This window comes from Gardnerella sp. KA01001 (assembly GCF_049244025.1).
Taxonomy (GTDB): domain Bacteria; phylum Actinomycetota; class Actinomycetes; order Actinomycetales; family Bifidobacteriaceae; genus Bifidobacterium; species Bifidobacterium swidsinskii.
This window is the reverse complement of sequence record NZ_CP058366.1, coordinates 1,367,693-1,387,443: the sequence shown is the minus strand read 5'-3', so window position 1 is coordinate 1,387,443 and position 19,751 is coordinate 1,367,693. Positions and strand designations below refer to the sequence as shown.

11 protein-coding genes and 1 tRNA gene are annotated in these 19,751 nt (G+C 40.7%); 8 read left to right on the top strand and 4 right to left on the bottom strand.

Features of this window, described 5'->3' with window-relative positions; translation table 11 throughout:
• Positions 1–5 precede the first annotated feature (5 nt).
• From menA to glgX, 5 genes are all read left to right on the top strand, one after another.
• Complete coding sequence (gene menA, locus HXT59_RS05630; protein ID WP_012914061.1) at positions 6–1,091, top strand: 1,4-dihydroxy-2-naphthoate octaprenyltransferase; 1,086 nt, start codon at positions 6–8, stop codon at positions 1,089–1,091.
• A 232-nt stretch (positions 1,092–1,323) separates the two neighbouring features.
• Positions 1,324–2,112, top strand: coding sequence for an ANTAR domain-containing response regulator (locus tag HXT59_RS05625; protein WP_049762317.1), 789 nt, complete (start codon positions 1,324–1,326; stop codon positions 2,110–2,112).
• 78 nt (positions 2,113–2,190) lie between these two features.
• Positions 2,191–5,268: a DNA polymerase I gene (gene polA, locus HXT59_RS05620; protein ID WP_012914063.1), complete on the top strand. Its 3,078-nt coding sequence runs from the start codon at positions 2,191–2,193 to the stop codon at positions 5,266–5,268.
• 21 nt (positions 5,269–5,289) lie between these two features.
• Complete coding sequence (locus HXT59_RS05615) at positions 5,290–6,174, top strand: Nif3-like dinuclear metal center hexameric protein (RefSeq protein WP_012914064.1); 885 nt, start codon at positions 5,290–5,292, stop codon at positions 6,172–6,174.
• A gap of 81 nt (positions 6,175–6,255) precedes the next feature.
• Positions 6,256–8,385 (top strand): glycogen debranching protein GlgX, encoded by a 2,130-nt coding sequence (gene glgX / locus HXT59_RS05610; RefSeq protein ID WP_012914065.1) that lies wholly within the window; start codon positions 6,256–6,258, stop codon positions 8,383–8,385.
• Positions 8,386–8,491: 106 nt separating this feature from the next.
• Here the strand turns inward: glgX and HXT59_RS05605 are convergent, their stop codons facing one another.
• Complete coding sequence (locus tag HXT59_RS05605) at positions 8,492–9,595, bottom strand: hypothetical protein (RefSeq protein WP_064621525.1); 1,104 nt, start codon at positions 9,593–9,595, stop codon at positions 8,492–8,494.
• 184 nt (positions 9,596–9,779) lie between these two features.
• Between HXT59_RS05605 and HXT59_RS05600 the strand changes: the two genes are divergently transcribed.
• A tRNA-Pro gene (locus HXT59_RS05600) sits at positions 9,780–9,853 on the top strand.
• Positions 9,854–9,935: 82 nt separating this feature from the next.
• Entirely contained in the window at positions 9,936–11,297 is a 1,362-nt protein-coding gene (aroA, locus tag HXT59_RS05595; protein ID WP_421784266.1) for a 3-phosphoshikimate 1-carboxyvinyltransferase, read from the top strand.
• Positions 11,298–11,377: 80 nt separating this feature from the next.
• Here aroA and HXT59_RS05590 read toward each other — a convergent pair whose 3' ends face one another.
• The 3 genes from HXT59_RS05590 to HXT59_RS05580 form a co-directional block, all read right to left on the bottom strand.
• Complete coding sequence (locus HXT59_RS05590; RefSeq protein ID WP_012914068.1) at positions 11,378–12,607, bottom strand: acetate/propionate family kinase; 1,230 nt, start codon at positions 12,605–12,607, stop codon at positions 11,378–11,380.
• A gap of 151 nt (positions 12,608–12,758) precedes the next feature.
• On the bottom strand, positions 12,759–14,465 hold the full coding sequence (pta, locus tag HXT59_RS05585; RefSeq protein WP_416091050.1) for a phosphate acetyltransferase: 1,707 nt from the start codon (positions 14,463–14,465) through the stop codon (positions 12,759–12,761).
• A gap of 263 nt (positions 14,466–14,728) precedes the next feature.
• Positions 14,729–17,206 (bottom strand): phosphoketolase, encoded by a 2,478-nt coding sequence (locus tag HXT59_RS05580; protein ID WP_004111342.1) that lies wholly within the window; start codon positions 17,204–17,206, stop codon positions 14,729–14,731.
• A 402-nt stretch (positions 17,207–17,608) separates the two neighbouring features.
• On the opposite strand from HXT59_RS05580, the gene guaA reads away from it, so the two are divergent.
• A complete protein-coding gene (gene guaA / locus HXT59_RS05575; RefSeq protein ID WP_064621521.1) occupies positions 17,609–19,171 on the top strand; it encodes a glutamine-hydrolyzing GMP synthase in 1,563 nt (520 codons plus the stop codon).
• Positions 19,172–19,751 lie beyond the last annotated feature (580 nt).

Sequence of the window (19,751 nt, the reverse complement as noted above, 5' to 3'; positions counted from 1 at the left end):
TTTTGATGAAAAGTGTAAAAATTTGGCTTAAGGGTGCAAGAATTTACACGCTTCCAATAGGCTTAGTTCCTGTTGTTATGGCGTTTGCGGTTTCATTTAGAATGATACGATTTTCGTATTTTGAAGAACCAGTTATGCATCTAGAGCAATGTTTTATACAATTTTTCTTGTGCTGCATGGTTGCTGCGTTTATACAAATCGCCGTCAATTATGCCAATGATTATTGTGATGGATTAAATGGCTTGGATGAGAATCGTAGTTTGCGTGCTTTAAGTAGCAATAATTCAAAACCTTTGTGCGATGTATCTTGGCGCCTTGCAAATGCTGGAATTTCCGCGAAATCTGTGCTTAAAGCCGTAATAATTTCTGCTTTTATTTCTTGTATTTTTGGTTTGATTATTGTTTTGCGAACTGGAATATATTGGTTTATTTTACTTGGAATTGCGTGCTTAGCTGCAGCATGGTTTTATGCAGGAGGTAAACATCCTTACGGTTATAAAGGTTGGGGAGAAGTAAGTGCGTTTGTATTTTTCGGTCCTGTTCCTTTTATTGGTTCGTTATGCGCAATTACATACGGAATTGGTATTCCAGAAACTAGCATATTTATCAATAACAGGCAAAGGATTTTGGCGTGTGTGCTAATATCTTGCATTCCTGGTGCTTATTCGGCTTGCTTAATGATGGTAAACAATCTTCGAGATATTAAAAGCGATAAAGAGCATGGAAAAATAACTGCTATGGTTAGAATTGGTGAGCGCAATGGTAGGCGTTTATGTGCTGCTATGAGCATTGTTTCTGCTGTTCTTTTGATTGCATATTCTATTTTGATTATTGTGTTACCTTCTGCAGTGCCGTCAATATGGCGATTTTATAGTGTTGAAGTTTTCCTCAGTTTTAGTGCGATTGTATGCAATGCTTCATGGCATTTATTTTTTGCTGCTTTTCAGTGGCTTTTATTGTTAGTCATTGTGATTAAAGCCTATAGGTTTACTAAATGTGTGCTTATAGGTGATTATAAGAATGCTTTTCCTATGTGCGTTGCTCAGGCAATACTTGGTGCGCTGGCTGTATTATTATCTGCGATTATATAAAATAAGCAAAATAGTGCTAACTGTATGTGTTTGTTCGCGCGTCTTGCAATTCTTATGATATTATTAATTGACACGAACATGGTGCGCGTGCGGTATTTTAATGACTTGCAAATTGTGTTATGATGCGCAATTTTCGCTAGTGTTTGTGAGTGTGCCGTTGCGTGAACGCCATGTTAAAGATGCATGGCGATGTTTCCTTGTGAATGTGTGGCAATGAAGTGAGGTTTTGAATATGCCAGGTATGGATGAAAATGAAGGGATAGAGCCGGCAATGCCTGAGGTACTTACTGATGATGAGCTGCGCAAAGCTGCAGATGATGAAGCTGTTCAGCGAGAAGCTAAAGAAAAGAAAGCCAATCATATTCGTACTGTAGTAGTTGCAGAAGATGAATCAGTTAATCGCATGGATTTAGTTGCAATGCTTGAAGATAACGGATATCAAGTTATAGGTCAGGCTGCTAACGGTCAAGAAGCTATTGAGTTGACTCGTGAAAATCATCCAGATGTTGTGTGTATGGATGTTAAGATGCCTGTTATGGATGGCATTACTGCCGCTGCAACAATCTGTGATGAGAATATTGCTCCTGTAGTAATGCTCACTGCTTTTTCACAGTCAGATTTAGTAAAACAAGCAACTGGTGCTGGAGCGATGGCGTACGTTACTAAGCCATATGAAGAATCTAAACTTCTTCCTGCTTTGGAAGTTGCTATGGGTCGCTTTAGCGAGATCAACGATTTATTAGATAGTGTTGAGCGTGCAGAAAACAAGTTACACGATGCTGAAGATCAGTTGAAGAAAACAGAAGAAAAGTTGAAGAAAGCTGAAGATACTTTAGAAGAACGTAAGCTTGTAGATCGTGCTAAGGGTCTTCTTATGGATAAGGCTGGATTCTCTGAACAGGGTGCTTTCCGCTGGATTCAAAAAACTTCTATGGATCAGCGTATCCCTAAGAAGCGTCTTGCAATGGCTATTATTGCAAAGTATAGCGATGATAAAGTAGAATCTTCATCTGAAAATTAGTAGGGTTATATTTATTCATTTTTATATAAGTGCATAGTTATTTATTAGTAATTACGGAACGCAGGTGAGTAGTCAACAGTGAATACCGACATCGTTGAAGAACATTCTTCGGAACTTAAGAATGAGAAAGGAACGTTGTTGGTTGTTGATGGCCATTCTCTTGCGTTCCGTGCTTTTTTTGCAATATCTGCGGATAATTTTTCTACTCGCTCTGGGCAAGCAACAAATTCCATTTGGGGATTTATTACTATGCTTTCACAGGTTGTAAAAAAAGAGAAGCCTGACCGCTTAGCTATTGCTTTTGACGTTAAAGGTGGAACTTTTAGAAATACTATGCTGCCTCAATATAAAGGTACTCGTGATGCTGCTCCACAGGAGCTTCTTTCGCAGCTTCCTATCATTCAACAGATGCTTAAAGCTCTTGGTGTCACTTATATTGAGAAACCCGGTTATGAAGGTGATGATGTTATTGGCACTCTTGCAGTAATGGGTTCGAATGCCGGTTATAGAACTTTAGTACTTTCTGGCGATCGTGATGCATTCCAACTGATAGATGACAATATTACTGTTTTATATCCAGGACAGCATTTTAAAGACTTAAAAGAAATGGATAAGAATGCTGTTTATGAAAAATATCATGTTACGCCTAAGCAATATCCTGATTTAGCAGCGTTAAGAGGAGAAACTGCAGATAATATTCCAGGAGTTCCAGGTGTTGGAGATGGGTACGCTGCTAAATGGATTAATCAATTCGGCAGCCTAGAAAATATTATTGAACATTCGAATGAGATTAGCGGTAAAAAGGGAGAAGCTTTAAGAGAAAATATTGATCAAGTTCGTTTAAACCGTAAAGTTAATGCTTTAGTTTGCGATTTGGATTTAGGCGTAACTGTAGATGATTTGTGCTTTGGTGATGTTGATGCTGCAAAATTAGGAATCTTGCTGTCTCAACTTGAATTTGGCGAATTAAAAAAGAGAAAGATTCTCAAAACTTTTAGCAACGGTATGCAACAATCTATCGAAAATAATATGCGTATAATGTTTTCGTCTACGTATGAAGGTGACGCTAATGACGATAAGCTAGCTCAAAGTGCTCAATCAAATATTGACGCAGAAAATTTTCAAGAAATGCTAGCAGGCATTGACTTACATCATGTTAAAACTGTAGAGGACTTTATTGATTGGGAGAATTCAGTTTCTTCTTTGCTTTATACAAAAATAAAGAAAGATTCAAAAAATACTGAAGATACTTTCGATCAAGTAAGTTCTGAGGAAGAGAATTTTGAAGAATTAAATTCCGAAAAAATTATAAATAATTCTCGTAAATGTGCTGAACCTATACTGAAAAATCAAGAAGTAGTGATATACGCTCATGAGTGCAATAAGAATTCAAAACATCATTTTGAGTTGATTGCAGATTGTTTAATAATTCTTATTGCTAATAAAGCTGCAATATTATATACGACTGATTTGCAATCGTCAGATCAAGCTTTGCTTGAGATGTTGCGAAAGTTCTTGCAAAAAAATTCCTCAATAACAGTATTGCATGACTATAAAAAGCATTTGGGATTGCTAAAATCGCTAAAATTATTCGATTCGAATAATTCATTTGGCACTCCACTTCTTGATACTCGATTGGCATCATATTTATTGGAGCCAGATTTTCGAGCTGAGACTTTAGAAAATATGGCTGAGCATTATTTAGATATTCAGTCAGTTGAAGATAATTTGGGTGAAAATGAAGCTAAGCAAGGTGAGCTTGATCTTCTTATTGACAATGAAGTGTCATCTAGTGAAGAAGAAACTAATGAAAAGCAAACTCAAGCACGTGAAGCAAAATTCTTGAAAACTGCGCTTCTTATTCGTCTTTTGGCTCTTCATTTTGCTTCAACACTTGACGATAGGAAACAAACTGGTTTGATGACTGATTTGGAAATGCCTATTTCGCGAGTTTTGCGTGGCATGGAAGACGTCGGTGCTGCAGTCGATATGCAACGTTTAAGTGGTATGCTTAAGCAATTTTCTGCAGATGCTGAGTTTGCGCAAAATATGGCTTGGAAAGTTGCAGGTAGTTCTGTTAATTTACAAAGCCCTAAGCAGTTGCAGCAAATACTTTTTGAGCATTTTGGTCTTAAACCTACTCGTCGCACAAAGAATGGCTCGTACACGACTAATGCCGAAGCTTTGCAAGCTATGTACGTTAAACTCGATCCCGAAGAGCCTGCAAGTCAATTCTTGGGTGCTTTACTTAAACATCGCGAAACTAATAAATTGAAGCAGATTGTGCAAAGTTTAATTGATGCGGCTCATTATGACGATAGGCGCATCCATACAACTTTTGAGCAGACTATTGCAGCAACTGGTCGTTTAAGTTCTGCTGATCCTAATCTTCAAAATATTCCTAATAGGAATGCTGCTGGTCGTGAAATTCGTGCTGCTTTTATTCCAGGAGAAGAATTTGAATATTTAATGAGTTGTGATTATTCACAAGTTGAGCTTCGTATTATGGCTCATGCATCTCATGATAAAACTCTTATTGAAGCATTCCGTTCCGGCGTAGATTTTCATAAATATGTTGCTAGCTTAGTTTATAAGATTCCTGTTGAACAAGTAACGCCGGATCAACGTTCTCATGTAAAAGCTATGAGCTATGGATTGGCATATGGATTGAGTACTTATGGGCTGGCAAAACAGCTTTCTATTAGTCCGGCTGAAGCTGAAATGTTAAAAAATAAGTATTTTGATACTTTTGGCAATGTTCATGACTATTTGGAATCTCTTGTGTCGAAGGCAAAAGAACTTGGGTACACAGAAACTATGTTTGGTCGACGTAGGTATTTCCCGCAACTTTCTTCCAATAATCGTGCATCTCGTGAAGCTGCTGAGCGCGGAGCTCTTAATGCTCCAATACAAGGTACTGCTGCAGATATTATGAAACTTGCTATGCTTCGTGTTGATTTGGGATTGCGTGAAGCAAAAGTGCGCAGCCGCGTAATATTGCAAATACATGATGAATTGATTCTGGAAATTTCACATGGTGAGCAAGCGCAGGTAGAAAATATTGTGCGTAAAGCTATGGAAAATGCTGTGCATTTAGACGTTCCTCTTAGTGTTTCTACTGGAGTTGGTGTAGATTGGCAACTAGCAGCGCATTAGCACTGCTTAAAGGTAGAAGAAATGATTAGATTAAGCAAAGTAATTGAAGCTATAGAAACATTGTACCCATTAAGCTTTGCTGAAGAGTGGGATGAGCCTGGTCTTATTGTTGGAGACTTGAATTCCCAAATTCAGCGAATCGTATGTGTTAGTGATTCTACGATTAGCGCAGTTGATCGAGCGTTATCAATGGGTGCAAACCTATTAGTGACTCATCATCCGCTATTTTTCAAAGCTGTGCATGGAGTTTCAAACGAAACTGTTCGTGGCGAAATTGTGCAGCGCTTAATTAGTAATAATTGTGCGCTATGGGTTGGTCACACTAATGCGGATGTCGCGTGGCGCGGAGTTGCTCATGCTGCGGCAGAGTATTTTGGTCTTCATAATTTGCGTCCAATTGTTGTTTCTAAACAGATTGATTCTGCTGGACGTAACATTGGCTTAGGCAGAATTGGTGTTTTGGATGTGCCAATATCATTGCGTGATTTTGCGCAAAATGTTTTTAACGTTCTTCCTCATACAAAAGTTGGTGTTCAAGTTGCTGGAAATCTTGATGCGAAAGTTAGTACAGTAGCTGTTTTGCCTGGTTCTGGGGAAAGCTTGTTAGATGAAGTTCGCAGGGAAAAAGTTGACGTATATGTTACAAGCGATTTGCGTCATCATCCTGCACTTGATGCAATTGAGCGAGCTAAATATGAATCGAAACTGCGTCTTTCTTCTGGTGAAGATTACATTCAACACACATATCCTATGATTATTAACACTTCTCATAGTGCTATTGAATCATTGTGGTTTACTTATGCGATTAATGATATTGCTGATTGCATAGAAGAAATGTATGGAGAGCGTCCAGAAGTTGCTTGGTTAGGTGAAGCTTGCGATCCATGGAATTACGTTATTAATTGAGGCTTTCATTTAAATTCAATCTTTTTTTAAATAACGTCAACATGACGTGAAAACTACTCGAATATATGAGATACTTATATTATGCATATACGACCAGGTTCCATGTATCCGCTTGGCGCAAACTATGATGGCGCTGGCGTGAATTTTGCGCTGTTTTCCGAAGTTGCAAAGCGCGTTGAATTATGTTTATTTGATGAGCATGATAACGAAACACGTATTGATATGACTGAGCAGAACTCATACGTGTGGCATAACTATGTTTCAGGCATACAGCCTGGTCAGCGTTATGGTTATCGTGTTCACGGACCTTATGATCCTTCTCATGGTTTATGGTGTAATCCTCATAAGTTGTTGCTTGACCCATATGCCAAGGCGATTGAAGGAAATATAGACGGTGATGAGAGTCTTTTCTCGTATTGGTTTGATAATCCAGATGATATTTCAGCAATGAATACTTTGGATTCTGCAGACCATACGATGAAGGCTGCAGTTATTAACCCGTATTTTGATTGGGGTAATGATCAGCATCCTATGATTCCGTATCATGATTCTGTTATTTACGAAGCTCATGTTCGTGGAATGACTAATCTTGATAAACGTGTTCCTCCAGATATTAGAGGCACTTATGCTGGACTTGCACATCCAAGCGTTATTTCTTATTTAAGGAAGCTTGGTGTTACTGCAATAGAATTGATGCCTATTCATCAGTTTGTAAATGATTCTTTCTTGCAAAATAAAGGATTAAGTAACTACTGGGGATACAATACTATTGGTTTCTTCGCTCCTCAAAATTCTTACTCCAGTTCTGGTCAGCGCGGAGAGCAGGTTAACGAATTTAAATCAATGGTTAAGGCATATCATGCTGCAGGTATGGAAGTTATTCTAGACGTGGTTTACAATCACACTGCTGAAGGCAATGACCGTGGCCCTACTTTGAGTTTCCGTGGTATTGATAATCGCGCATATTATCGCCTTGTAGATAATGACCAGCGTCACTATTTTGATACTACCGGTACTGGTAATTCCTTACTTATGCGTTCTCCGAAAGCATTGCGATTGATCACAGATAGTTTGCGTTATTGGGTAACTGAAATGCATGTTGATGGCTTCCGTTTCGATTTAGCAGCAACTCTTGCGCGTCAGTTCCAAGAAGTAGATAAACTTTCTGCATTCTTTGACATTATTGAGCAGGATCCTATTATTTCAAGTGTAAAACTTATCGCTGAGCCTTGGGATATTGGTGTTGGTGGATATCAAGTTGGTGGATTCCCTCCAAGTTGGTCCGAATGGAATGGAAGATATCGCGATTGTGTCCGCGACTTTTGGCGTTCACAACCATCTACATTACCTGAATTTGCCAGTAGACTTATGGGTAGCTCAGATTTATATGAGCAAAATGGACGAAAGCCTGTAGCTTCCGTGAACTTTATTACAGCTCACGATGGCTTCACTATGAACGATTTAGTTAGCTATAACGAAAAGCATAATGAAGCTAATAAGGAAGGCAATTGCGATGGTGCGAACGACAATCGTTCGTGGAATTGCGGTGTTGAAGGACCTACTAATATTCACGATGTTAATGAATTGCGTGAACGTCAAATACGTAATTTGTTCTCAACTCTTTTGATGAGCCAGGGCATTCCTATGATATGCGCTGGTGATGAAGTCATGCGTACGCAGAAGGGCAATAACAATGCTTATTGTCAAGATAACGCTATTTCGTGGATAAGTTGGGATTATAACGAAACTCAACGAGATATGTTCGATTTCGTTTCCAAGCTTATTCACTTGCGATTAAAGCACCCTGTGTTGCATCGTCGTCGTTTCTTTACGGGTCGTTCTGCTGGAGATGATGTAAGCGATATTCCACAAGTTGAATGGCTTGATCATAACGGTACTGTTATGGATATGGAGGACTGGTCAAATACTCATGCTTTATCTGTGATGATTTATTTGAATGGTTCGGATATTCCAGAAACTGACTGGTATGGAACGAGAATGGTTGATAATGACTTTATTCTTATTTTTAATGCGCATTATGAACCTATTACTTTTACTTTGCCAGATAAACGTTATGGTGAGAAGTGGAAGTTGATTGTGGACACATATAATCCAAAGGGTCCAGAATTGTTATATGAGGCAGGATTTAATATTGTTGCACAATCTCGTAGTTTCTTGCTTCTTATGAGTGAGCATAAACCAGAACATTAAATATTATGTTTTATTTGTAAAGAATTTCGTGACTTGTAAAAAACTAAAAGCAGCGCAGAAATTTAAGTTTCTACGCTGCTTTTGTTAGTTTAATTATCTTTTGTTCTTATTCTATTTGTGCTTTTGAGCTTCTATTTAATACTAAAGCTTGATTTATTTTTGATTGAAGACGATCGCTTTGCATAGCCGCAACTTGTCGTGAAAATACAATAATCCATCCAAGAAATAGCAGACACGATAATGCTTCAACATTTGTAAGAGTATTATTTCCATGTATCCACTGATTTCCTGCCCACGCAGTAAGAATAACCGCTAAATCGGAAGCAATATAGAATGTGCGAGAAAGCTTAGGCGCAAGCCATGGAAGACATACAAGCATTGTGCAAATTAATCCTGTTACTCCTCGAGCACACAAATCATGTAAGAAAGGATGTGGTGTGTATCTAAAAGTTCCTATTCCAATAAACGATATTCCTCCAAGAATCAGCAAAGCTGCCATAACAGTTGTGCGCATCTTGAAGTATTTAATTAGTTTTTGGCTATTGTGTTGCAGCATTTCATGCTGCGTTGCAACGAATTCAGTAATAGCAAAGTAGCTCGTTATAATAATGCAAATTCCTGACAAAACAAGTGTTGCATTAAACATACTAGCTGCAAATGTTGTGCGGTCTCCAAGTTGAGAGAAATTATTGTTATACCAGTACGGATCATCTGTCGTAAGACCTGCAGTTGCAGCTCCAGAAATAACGAATAATGGCAGGAGAGAAGCCACTGTTTTAGCTTCGAGAAGCTCAGCTTGAATAAGAGTTGCGTATCCAACAATTCCAGATAATGCTGAGCATAATACTGGTAAATAACTGTTCATTGCTGCTCTGCCAATAATACTATTAATAATAGATAGCAAAGCAAAAGACATAAGAAACATTGTCGCGCCGTAAATCGTAGAAAGTGCTGTTATTTCAAACGCATGCTTAGCTACTCGAATTAAGTGATGGCTGATAACTTTTTTATTTGTACGCAAGTATCCAACAATAAAAGCGCCTACGCTGCACAAAGACACAATAGTTGAAGCTGTAAGGAATAGTCGCTGACTAATTTGCCAAAACGCTGGCATTGTTACTATATACATTCTCATAATAATCATTCCACAAGCTGCGCAAACTATGAATGATATTAAGCCCATTGCCTCTGTTCGCTGGAAGCGTCCCATACTTAGCCCCTTTTTCTTCAAACTAATTCTATTGTATCGTTTGGTAGCTAGTAATGAGTTTTGCTAGTTGAATTTTGTAATGAAGAAAAAATTTTCATAATACGTGTGTCGTAATTTGCATTTGTCTGCAAAGTGCGCTATTGTAATTGATTGTGCTTGGAACTGGTAATCAGTTCAAAAGTCTCGGGGTGTAGCGCAGTTTGGTAGCGCGCCTGCTTTGGGAGCAGGATGTCGCAGGTTCGAATCCTGTCACCCCGACTTTTTATATCTAATGAAATATGCGTATTTTTGCTTTTTTATTCTTATTTAGCAGTACATGTTAATCGATAGTATTCATAGTATGAGTGATATTAACGATATTGCAGATTGCACTACTCCTTGGAAAGCACCGTATGCTAATCATCAATTAAAAGCTTATATTGAGGTTCCTGGCAGTAAATCTTTGTCGAATCGTTATTTAATTTTGGCAGCTTTGGGCACAAAATCAGTAGTTTTACAAGGATTGTTGCGCTCGCGCGACACGGAGCTTATGATTAACGCTTTATCTACATTTGGCGTTAGATGTGAGTCATTAAATGAAGATGGAACTAAGCTTCGTGTAATTCCTCCAGAAGACGGAGTTTTTAGGGTTTCAGATAATGCTGAAGTGTATTGCGGTTTAGCTGGAACTGTAATGCGTTTCGTTGCAGCTTTAGCTTTATTTGCAAATAAAGCTGTGCGATTTGATGGCGATAAGCAAGCTTATGCTCGTCCTATGAAGCCAGTTCTTGACGGTTTAGAGCAGCTTGGTGCTCGCGTAAAATATCACGAAGAAGAGGGTTTTTTACCTTTTACTATTACGCCACCTTCAGTCGAATTTAAAATAAATAATTTTTCTGAAAAAATCGTGCAAATTGATTCTTCTTCATCATCACAATTTATTTCTGCGCTGCTTCTGATTGGTTCACGTATTCCTGGTGGATTAGAGCTTAAACATATTGGTGACACATTGCCAAGTATGCCACATATTCGCATGACTATGGACGATATTTGCAAAGCGGGTGGGATTGTAAATATGACTAGCAACGCAATGTGGCATGTTAAAGAGAGCAAAATAAATCTAGCTAACGTTGTTACTATAGAGCCTGATCTTTCTAATGCTGCGCCATTTTTAGGAGCATCATTGATTGCTGGAGGAAGTGTCAGTATACCTAATTGGCCGTTTTCTTCAACTCAACCTGGAGGATTGCTTCCTGGAATATTAGAGACAATGTGCGCAAAAGTTAGTTTTGAAAAAACAAGCGATGACGCTGGAATAATGCATGTGGAAAGCGATGGTGCGATTAAAGCAATTCCGTATCTTGATTTGAGCGCAGCAGGGGAGATTGCTCCTAGTATTGCAGCTATTCTTGCTTTTGCGGACGGTCCAAGTGAACTTCATGGTATCGCGCATTTGAGAGGGCATGAAACGAATCGTTTGCAAGCGTTAGTTAATGAATTGAATCGAGTTGGGATTGGCGCTAAAGAGCTCGAAGATGGCATTCGTATTGAGCCAAGTAATCATATGCATGGGGAAGTAATGGAAACTTATGCGGATCACAGAATGGCAACTTTTGCTGCAATGCTTGGATTGCGCATAGAAAATATAAGAATCAAAAATATTTCTACTACTCGCAAAACGATTCCTGATTTTCCAGGCATGTGGCATAAAATGCTTGAATAACAAATAATCCCGAGCCTTTTTGACCCGGGATTATTTATATCTATTTATTTGTTTGTTCTACGCAGTTAAGCGCAAACAATTTAGTGCTTGAACTTGTTGCCGTAGCTATCTTCGCCAGCTTCAGCAATAGCTGCAGCCTTGCGTGCAATAGCCAACTCTTCGTTCGTTGGAATTACAGCAATAATCACAGAGCTGTCTGGAGTGGAAATAACGCGTGGCTCCTTAGAACGAACCAAGTTCTTTTCCTTATCGAGCTTAACGCCGAATGGCTCAAGCTTTTCGCATACGCGAGCGCGCACGATTTCGTCGTTTTCGCCGACACCAGCTGTGAAGGTAATGACGTCAACGCCGCCCATTTGAGCAGTGTAGTTGCCAATGTATCCAACAATGCGGTGCACGTATACGCCGAGAGCGAGCTTAGCGTTTTCATCGCCTTCTGCGATGAGCTTGTGAATATCACGCAAATCGCCGTGACCAGTCATGCCCATCATGCCGGAACGCTTGTTGAAGAGAGTGTCAAGTTCATCCACGTTCATGTGAGCGTTGCGAATAAGGTGGAAGACTACAGCTGGATCAATATCGCCGGTACGGCCACCCATCATTAAGCCTTCGAGTGGGGTTAAGCCCATAGAGGTTTCAACTGGCTTGCCAGAAATCTGTGCAGAAGCAGAAGCACCGTTACCAATGTGCAAAACAATCTGCTTCAAACCTTCTGCAGGCTTTCCAATAACGCTTGGAACTACAGAGCCAATGTATTCGTGAGAAGTGCCGTGCGCGCCGTAGCGACGAATATGATAGCGGTCTGCGATTTCCTTATTCAAAGCATAAGTTGCTGCAACCTGTGGCAAATCGTGGAAGAACGAGGAATCGAATACCATAATTTGTGGAACATCTGGCAAAAGTTCAGTCATGACTTCAGCGCCAACAGCTTCTGGGCCGTTGTGAAGTGGAGCCAAAACTGCCAAATCCTTAACCTTATTGATTGTCTTTTCATTGACTAATGCAGGCTTAGGGAAGGTCAAGCCACCCTGAACAACGCGGTGTCCAACTGCCACAATGCCAGACTCTGAAAGCTTTGGACCATATTCTTCGAAGAAACCGAGTACACGTTTTAAGCCCTGCTCGTGGTCGTGAACTGGCTCGTCGAACTCATGCTTTTCGCCATTGAATACGTGCTTGTAGTGGCCGTCAACTGGCTCGCCAATCTTCTCAACGATGCCGGAAGCGATACCTTCACCGCTTTCCAAGTCAACGAGCTGATACTTAATCGAACTGGAACCAGAATTGATAACAAGAACGGTTTTTGCCATTGGGGCATCCTCCATAAAGTATTGATAAGGCTTGTAAATTGCCACGCTCTAGTTTACCGTTAAGTTCCTACAAACTTAAAGATATTGAGTGCAATGCAATACCTAAAAATCATGTATGCACTGTGGTGCTGTTTTAGGAGCTTTATTATGTTTATTCCGATTGTGCTTCTAAAGCGGTTAAAGCAACAGTATTAATAATATCTTGTACTAAAGCTCCTCTAGATAAGTCGTTTACAGGCTTATTTAGACCTTGTAAAATAGGGCCAACTGCCAGTGCTCCGCTAGAGCGTTGCACGGCTTTATAAGCGATATTTCCTGCGCACAAATCAGGGAATACGAATACATTCACATGACCAGCAATACTATTATTTTTTGCTTTTGCTGCAGCAACTGTAGGAGACCATGCTGCATCAAACTGTATAGATCCAACAATTGCTAAATCAGGTGCTTTTTCTTTCGCAATGCGTGTTGCTTCTTCTACAGTATCAACATCTGGTCCTTTGCCGGAACCAAGCGTTGAGTAGGATAGCATTCCAACTTTAGGGTTGAGTCCGAAAGTCTCAGCAGTGTGTGCAGACTGAATAGCAATATCAGCAAGCTGTTCTGCACTAGGATTTGGGTTGATTGCACAATCTGCAAATACAGATACGTGATCTTTGAAGCACATAAGGAATGCTCCAGAAACCAGCTTAGAACCAGGCTTAGTTTTGATAACTTGAAGAGCAGGACGTACAGTGTTAGCGGTTGAATTAACTGAACCAGAAACAAGACCGTCTGCTTGACCTAGTACTACTAGCATGGTGCCGAAGTAGCTTGCATCTGTTAGTTGTTCACGTGCCTGTTTTTCTGTCATTCCTTTCTTTGCTCTTAATTCGCAAAGTTTTGTAATCATATGGCTTAGCATTGCCTCATCGTGCATAGATTGGAAACTAGCTTTGCAAAGAGAATTGAGGTTTAGTTCTTCTGCTCGAGCAAGAATAGATTCGCGTTCTCCAATGATAATTAGATTTACAATATCACGTTCTAGCAAGTAGTTTGCTGCTTTAAGAATACGATCTTCTTCTCCTTCTGGAAGAACTATAGTTTTCTTATTTTCTTTTGCTTTTCCTAATAAACTGTATTGGAAAGCATAAGGTGTAGTTGGAACTTTAAATGGTTGGTGGAGAGCATTAAGAACATCATTTTCTCGAACGCAATTTACGAATGTTTCTAATGAAGAATTTTTAGTTTCTTCATCTATTGGTGGCAAAACCCATAATGGAGTTTGGCTTACTCGGGATGCTTCGTCGTTTGAGTTTGCATAATTCCTAGAGCTATAGTCACGCATTAACTCAGCTCCAAGTTCTGGATCGCAGTTTGTAACAAATACTCCTAAAACTTGTGTGCATGATTTAAGAACGCAAGCATTTGCAGAATCTATAGTTTGTAAAATTTGTTGTGAGTTTCTGCCTTGAGCTGAAACTGTGAGAAAAACAGGTGATGCCAAGTCAGCTGCAACAGTTGCGTCGAAAGAAAATAGTTCTGGATCATATGCTGGGTTTGCGTCACTAGAAACAATAATAGAAGCTTGAGCAGAGGTGGATTGCAATAATTCGTTATAGCGCGCAACAATATCTCCGCGCACTGTGTCTTTATTTGTTCTGACTATTTCTGGAGTTGTTGCAATAACTTGTTCTAATTTCGTTGAAGTATTTGCGATACCCAAAAGTTGCTTAGTAAAAGTGTCGTTTGGTTGAGCGCATGGACGAAAAACAGTAGTGCTGTAGTTATTAGACAGAATATGTGTTATTCCGAATGCAACAGCATTTCTGCCGTACATATCTTCGTTGCCGATAATTGTTACATTAATATGCGACACGATGCGTTCTCCTTTGATACTTCGTGTTACTGCTAGGTTTATATTGTTAATGTAAGTTTTGTATTTTGCAATATAAACAAACTTTTTCTATTGTACGGCTTATCTATGTTGTACACGCACAAAATAGTAATTATAAATGTAATTTATTTTGCATATAACTAGTTTTATTGCATTGTTTGTTTTAATACACAAAACGGGAGCCAATCTTTCGATTGACTCCCGAAATGTTTTAGCTAACCAGTTTTAACTTTATCAGCTTAAAACTACTCGTTATCGCCTGCGGTTGCAGCGGTAGCGGTGACAGCGCCTGGCTTGTCGGTCTTAACGCCTGGCCATACCCAATCGGTGTAGTCTGGGTGATCAAGACCCTTGTCGACTGCATACTGGAAGGCTTCGAGGCGGAAGTCCTCGAGCTTCTTGATTTCGTCGGCATACTTAGCGGCGTCAACCATGCGCAATGCTTCAGCGGTAAGCTCGTAACGATCCATGTCGTTCACACGAACCATATCGTATGGTGTTGTGGTGGAGCCCTGCTCCTTGTAGCCATGAACGTTGAAGTTATCGTGGTTTGGACGATCATAAATCAAGCCGCGAACGTCATGTGCATAGGAGTGATAAGCGAAGAGGACTGGCTTGTCAGCAGTGAAGAGCTCAGTGAACTCTTCGTCAGTCAAAGCTTCGTTGTTTTCCTTAGCGGACTGCAACTTGAGCAAGTCAACAACGTTAACAACCTTGAACTTAACGCCAAGCTTGTTCAACTTGTCGGCAGCTGCCATCAATTCCTGCTGTGGAACATCGCCAACACCAGCGAGAACAACCTGAACTTCGTCATTGTTCTTAGCGTTGGAAGCCCACTTCCACTCAGCAGCACCCTTCTCGAGCTCTTCGCGAGCTTCGTCGAGAGTCAACCAAGTAGCAGCTGGCTGCTTACCAGCGAAGATAGCATTAATCATGTTGGTGGACTTGTAAGCCTTTTCAGCAACAGCAAGCAACATGTTGGAATCTACTGGGAAGTAAATGCCGATTACGTGATCGTTGTTGAAGGTCTTGTTCAAGAGCACGGAGGTTACGCCTGGATCCTGGTGCGAGAAGCCGTTGTGATCCTGACGCCATACGTGAGAGGACACCAACAAGTTCACAGAGGAGATTGGCTTACGCCATGGGATCTCACGAACGGTAGCCTCAAGCCACTTTGCGTGCTGGTTCAACATGGAGTCGATAACGTGTACGAAGGACTCGTAGGAGCTCCAGATGCCGTGACGACCGGTGAGCAAGTAACCTTCGAGGAAGCCTTCCATCTGATGCTCGGAAAGCTGCTCGGTGACCTGACCGGTAACAGCCATGTGCTCATCGACTAAGCCGGAGAGATAGCCAGCATCCCACTGCTTGTTGGTTACTTCGTAAGCAGCCTGCAAACGGTTGGAAGCAGTCTCATCTGGTCCGAAGATACGGAAGGAATCTGGGTTGTTCTTGATGATGTCACGAGTGTAAACACCAAGACGACGGGTAGCTTCGAGCTGACCCCAGCCGTGACCGAATTCCTTAACTTCCTTGACTTCGTAATCTTCAAGCTTTGGAAGCTTCAAGTCTTCACGAATACGACCACCATTGGCGTTTGGATTTTCGCCAATACGGAGTTCGCCCTTTGGCATGAAGGAAAGAACGTCTTCCTTAACAGCACCCTTTTCATCGAAGAGCTCTTCAGGCTTGTAGGACTTCATCCAGTTCTTCAAAACCTCGAAGTGAGCTTCGGTATCGCGAGCAGATGCCAGTGGCACCTGGTGTGCACGCCAAGAACCTTCGGTCTTCTTGCCATCGATGAACTTCGGGCAGGTCCAACCCTTTGGAGTGCGGAAGATAATCATTGGGTAGTAAGGACGAGTTACATCGTTAGTTTGAGCCTCAGCCTTAATATCGCAAATTTCATCGAAGATAGTTTCGAACATGTCAGCGAAGCGACGGTGGATGGACATATGATCCTCATCGTCGAAGCCAGCAACGAACTCGTATGGTTCGTAACCCATGCCATGGAAGAACTCATGAAGCTCTTCATCGGAAATACGGGAAAGAATTGTTGGGTTAGCGATCTTATAGCCATTCAAGTGCAGGATTGGAAGCACGATACCATCGGTACGTGGGTTCACAAGTTTGTTGGACTGCCAACCGGTAGCCAAAGGACCGGTCTCAGCTTCACCATCGCCAACGATTGCTGGAACGAACAAGCTTGGGTTGTTCATAACAGCGCCGTAAGCGTGGGAGAGTGCATAACCAAGCTCGCCACCTTCGTGGATGGAGCCTGGGGTTTCAGGAGCGAAGTGAGAAGGAATACCGCCTGGGTAAGAGAACTGGCGGAAGAACTTCTGCAAACCAGCTTCGTCCTTTGTAATCTTTGGATAGTACTCAGTGTAAGTACCGTCGAGGTAGGACTGAGCAGTACCAGCTGGGCCGCCGTGGCCTGGACCCATGATAATCACGGTATTCTGCTGGTGGTCAGCAATGAAACGGTTGATGTGGCCAATAAGGAAGTTAAGACCTGGAGTGGTGCCCCAGTGGCCCACCAGACGATGCTTAACATCTTCGCGAGTGAACGGCTCCTTCATTAGAGGGTTGCTGCGAAGATAAATTTGGCCAATTGCAAGATAGTTGGCAACGCGCCAGTACTTGTCTACGCCTTCGATAGCTGCCTCGGAAACTGGAGCGTTGAGCTTCTTCCAAGGTGTGCCAATAACAGGACTCGTCATGTGTACTCCTGTACTCAAGCACTTTTCAGTGCAATTTGATCATTACCATTTGGTTATAGAGACTGGAAAACAAATGTATTACAGCTCTTTTTCCATCCGTTTCAGTATAGTGCCAGCGTCTGACTTTTGTTCGTTTGGTTACTTCTTCGTGCATTTGTGTTGAAAAAATGTGTGATTATGTGCGTAAAAAATGAGCCATTTGTATAGATTATGTTATATTTAATGTTCATTTTATACTTTATAGTTAAGCGTTTCGCACAAAAATCTGTCAACGTTATTTTGCAGTGTTAGACTGTACGTGTAACTTTTGTGTTTAATTTTCGGCGTTTTGTAATTACGTAACGTCGCAAAGTTTCACTATTATAAGTTGAATCGTATTAGAACTTATATATAAGGAGAATCATGGCAAAAGGACCAGTGCTTGTCGTTGATTTTGGCGCTCAATACGCTCAGCTTATTGCTCGTCGAGTGCGCGAAGCAAATGTGTATTCAGAACTTGTTCCTCACTCTATGCCAGTTGACGAAATGCTTGCTAAGGATCCTCAAGCTATTATTCTTTCAGGTGGTCCTGCTTCTGTTTATGAACCAGGTGCTCCTGACATTGATCCAAAGATTTTTGAAGCAGGTGTACCGGTTCTTGGTATTTGCTATGGCTTCCAGGTAATGGCTCATGAGCTTGGTGGCGATGTCGATAAAGCTGCACTTGGTGAGTATGGCAAGACTGCTGCAACTATTGATGATTCTGAAGGTTTACTTTCCGGATCTCCATCTGCGCAGAATACTTGGATGAGTCACGGTGTTGCTGTTAAGCGTGCTCCAGAAGGTTTTACGGTCTTGGCTCACACAGAAGGTGCTCCAGTTGCAGCAATGCAAGACGAAAGTCGCAAACTTTACGGTGTGCAATGGCATCCAGAAGTTAAACACACTCCATTGGGTCAGGAACTTATATCTACATTCTTACATAAGTGTGCAGGATTAGATAATAATTGGAATCCTTCTAACATTATTGAAGATCAGGTTGCTAAGATTCGCGCAGAAGTTGGGAATGCACAAGTTATTTGTGGTCTTTCTGGTGGCGTAGATTCTGCTGTTGCTGCAGCATTGGTGCATAAAGCAATTGGCAATCAGCTTACTTGCGTTTTTGTTGACCACGGTTTGCTTCGTAAAGGCGAAGTTGAGCAGGTTAAGCATGATTTTGTTGAAGCAACAGGCATTAAACTTATTGCAGTTGATGCAGAAGATGACTTTTTGAACGCACTTAAAGGCGTGAGTGAGCCGGAGCGCAAGCGCAAGATTATTGGCGAAAAGTTTATACGCACTTTTGAAAAAGCTCAGCGTCAAGTTATTGAAGAAGCTGGTAAAACTGGAGCTGAAGTTAAGTTCCTTGTGCAAGGCACACTTTACCCGGATGTAGTTGAGTCCGGTGGTGGTGATGGTGCTGCAAATATCAAATCTCATCACAATGTTGGAGGTTTGCCAAAAGATTTGAAGTTTAAGCTTATTGAACCTTTGCGTACTTTGTTTAAGGATGAAGTTCGTGCTATTGGAACTGAGCTTGGACTTCCAGATGAAATTGTTTGGCGTCAGCCATTCCCGGGTCCTGGTTTAGGTATTCGTATTGTGGGTGAGATTACACGCGAACGCTTAGCTGTTCTTCGTGAAGCAGATGCTATTGCGCGCGAAGAGCTCTCTAAAGCTGGATTGGATCGCGATATTTGGCAATGCCCAGTTGTTTTGCTTGCTGATGTTCATTCTGTTGGTGTTCAGGGTGATGAGCGCACATATGGTTCTCCAATTGTTTTGCGTCCTGTGAGCTCTGAGGATGCCATGACAGCTGATTGGTCTCGTGTGCCTTACGATGTATTGGCAAATATTTCTACTCGAATCACGAATGAATGTCGTCAAATTAATCGTGTAGTGCTTGATGTAACTTCTAAGCCGCCTGCCACGATTGAGTGGGAGTGACCGTCAAAGTAAATATGTAATCTGTAACGATTATTTAAGTCTTCTTAAATTAAGATTATATAAATTAATTTGTTTATAACTGAAATAGATTGTCAATGACTTTCAAAAGTAGCATGCTTAATTTTAGAAGTTTTATTTTATGAGTCGCGTTTACTATTACCAGTGTGTTTTTAAAATGACGTGGATATGTGTGCCCCTTTCCTATAAATGTTTAGAAAAGGGGCACATGTAGTATCAGAGTGAGTTGCAGAAAGTATATCTGTTAATGATTTTGTATTGTAACTTTTTCATTTCTTATTTGATGTATCATGATTATAATTAGTTCTGTATTGGTAAAGATCTTGGATAATACGTATCAATTAATAGATATTTATCTATAATCTATAGATTGAATTATTGTTTATATTTGTTGTTTAAATATTATGATTCTTTGTTTGCTGTTTTGCAAAAGTAATATGAAAAGTTTTTTATACTCTTATAAATGGGAGTTTTCAATAAAAGTTGTCTTTTGTCTGGTCCTCATCGAATTTTTTCGCCTATAATCCGAGTTGTGTGCACGGCTCATTAATAGTTGGTGTTT

Coding starts and splice junctions, on each gene's coding strand:
- HXT59_RS05605 (WP_064621525.1), bottom strand. CDS start 9,595: ATGGGACGCTTCCAGCGAACAGAGGCAATGGGCTTAATATCATTCATA.
- HXT59_RS05580 (WP_004111342.1), bottom strand. CDS start 17,206: ATGACGAGTCCTGTTATTGGCACACCTTGGAAGAAGCTCAACGCTCCA.
- glgX (WP_012914065.1), top strand. CDS start 6,256: ATGCATATACGACCAGGTTCCATGTATCCGCTTGGCGCAAACTATGAT.
- HXT59_RS05615 (WP_012914064.1), top strand. CDS start 5,290: ATGATTAGATTAAGCAAAGTAATTGAAGCTATAGAAACATTGTACCCA.
- HXT59_RS05590 (WP_012914068.1), bottom strand. CDS start 12,607: ATGGCAAAAACCGTTCTTGTTATCAATTCTGGTTCCAGTTCGATTAAG.
- guaA (WP_064621521.1), top strand. CDS start 17,609: ATGGCAAAAGGACCAGTGCTTGTCGTTGATTTTGGCGCTCAATACGCT.
- aroA (WP_421784266.1), top strand. CDS start 9,936: ATGAGTGATATTAACGATATTGCAGATTGCACTACTCCTTGGAAAGCA.
- HXT59_RS05625 (WP_049762317.1), top strand. CDS start 1,324: ATGCCAGGTATGGATGAAAATGAAGGGATAGAGCCGGCAATGCCTGAG.
- menA (WP_012914061.1), top strand. CDS start 6: ATGAAAAGTGTAAAAATTTGGCTTAAGGGTGCAAGAATTTACACGCTT.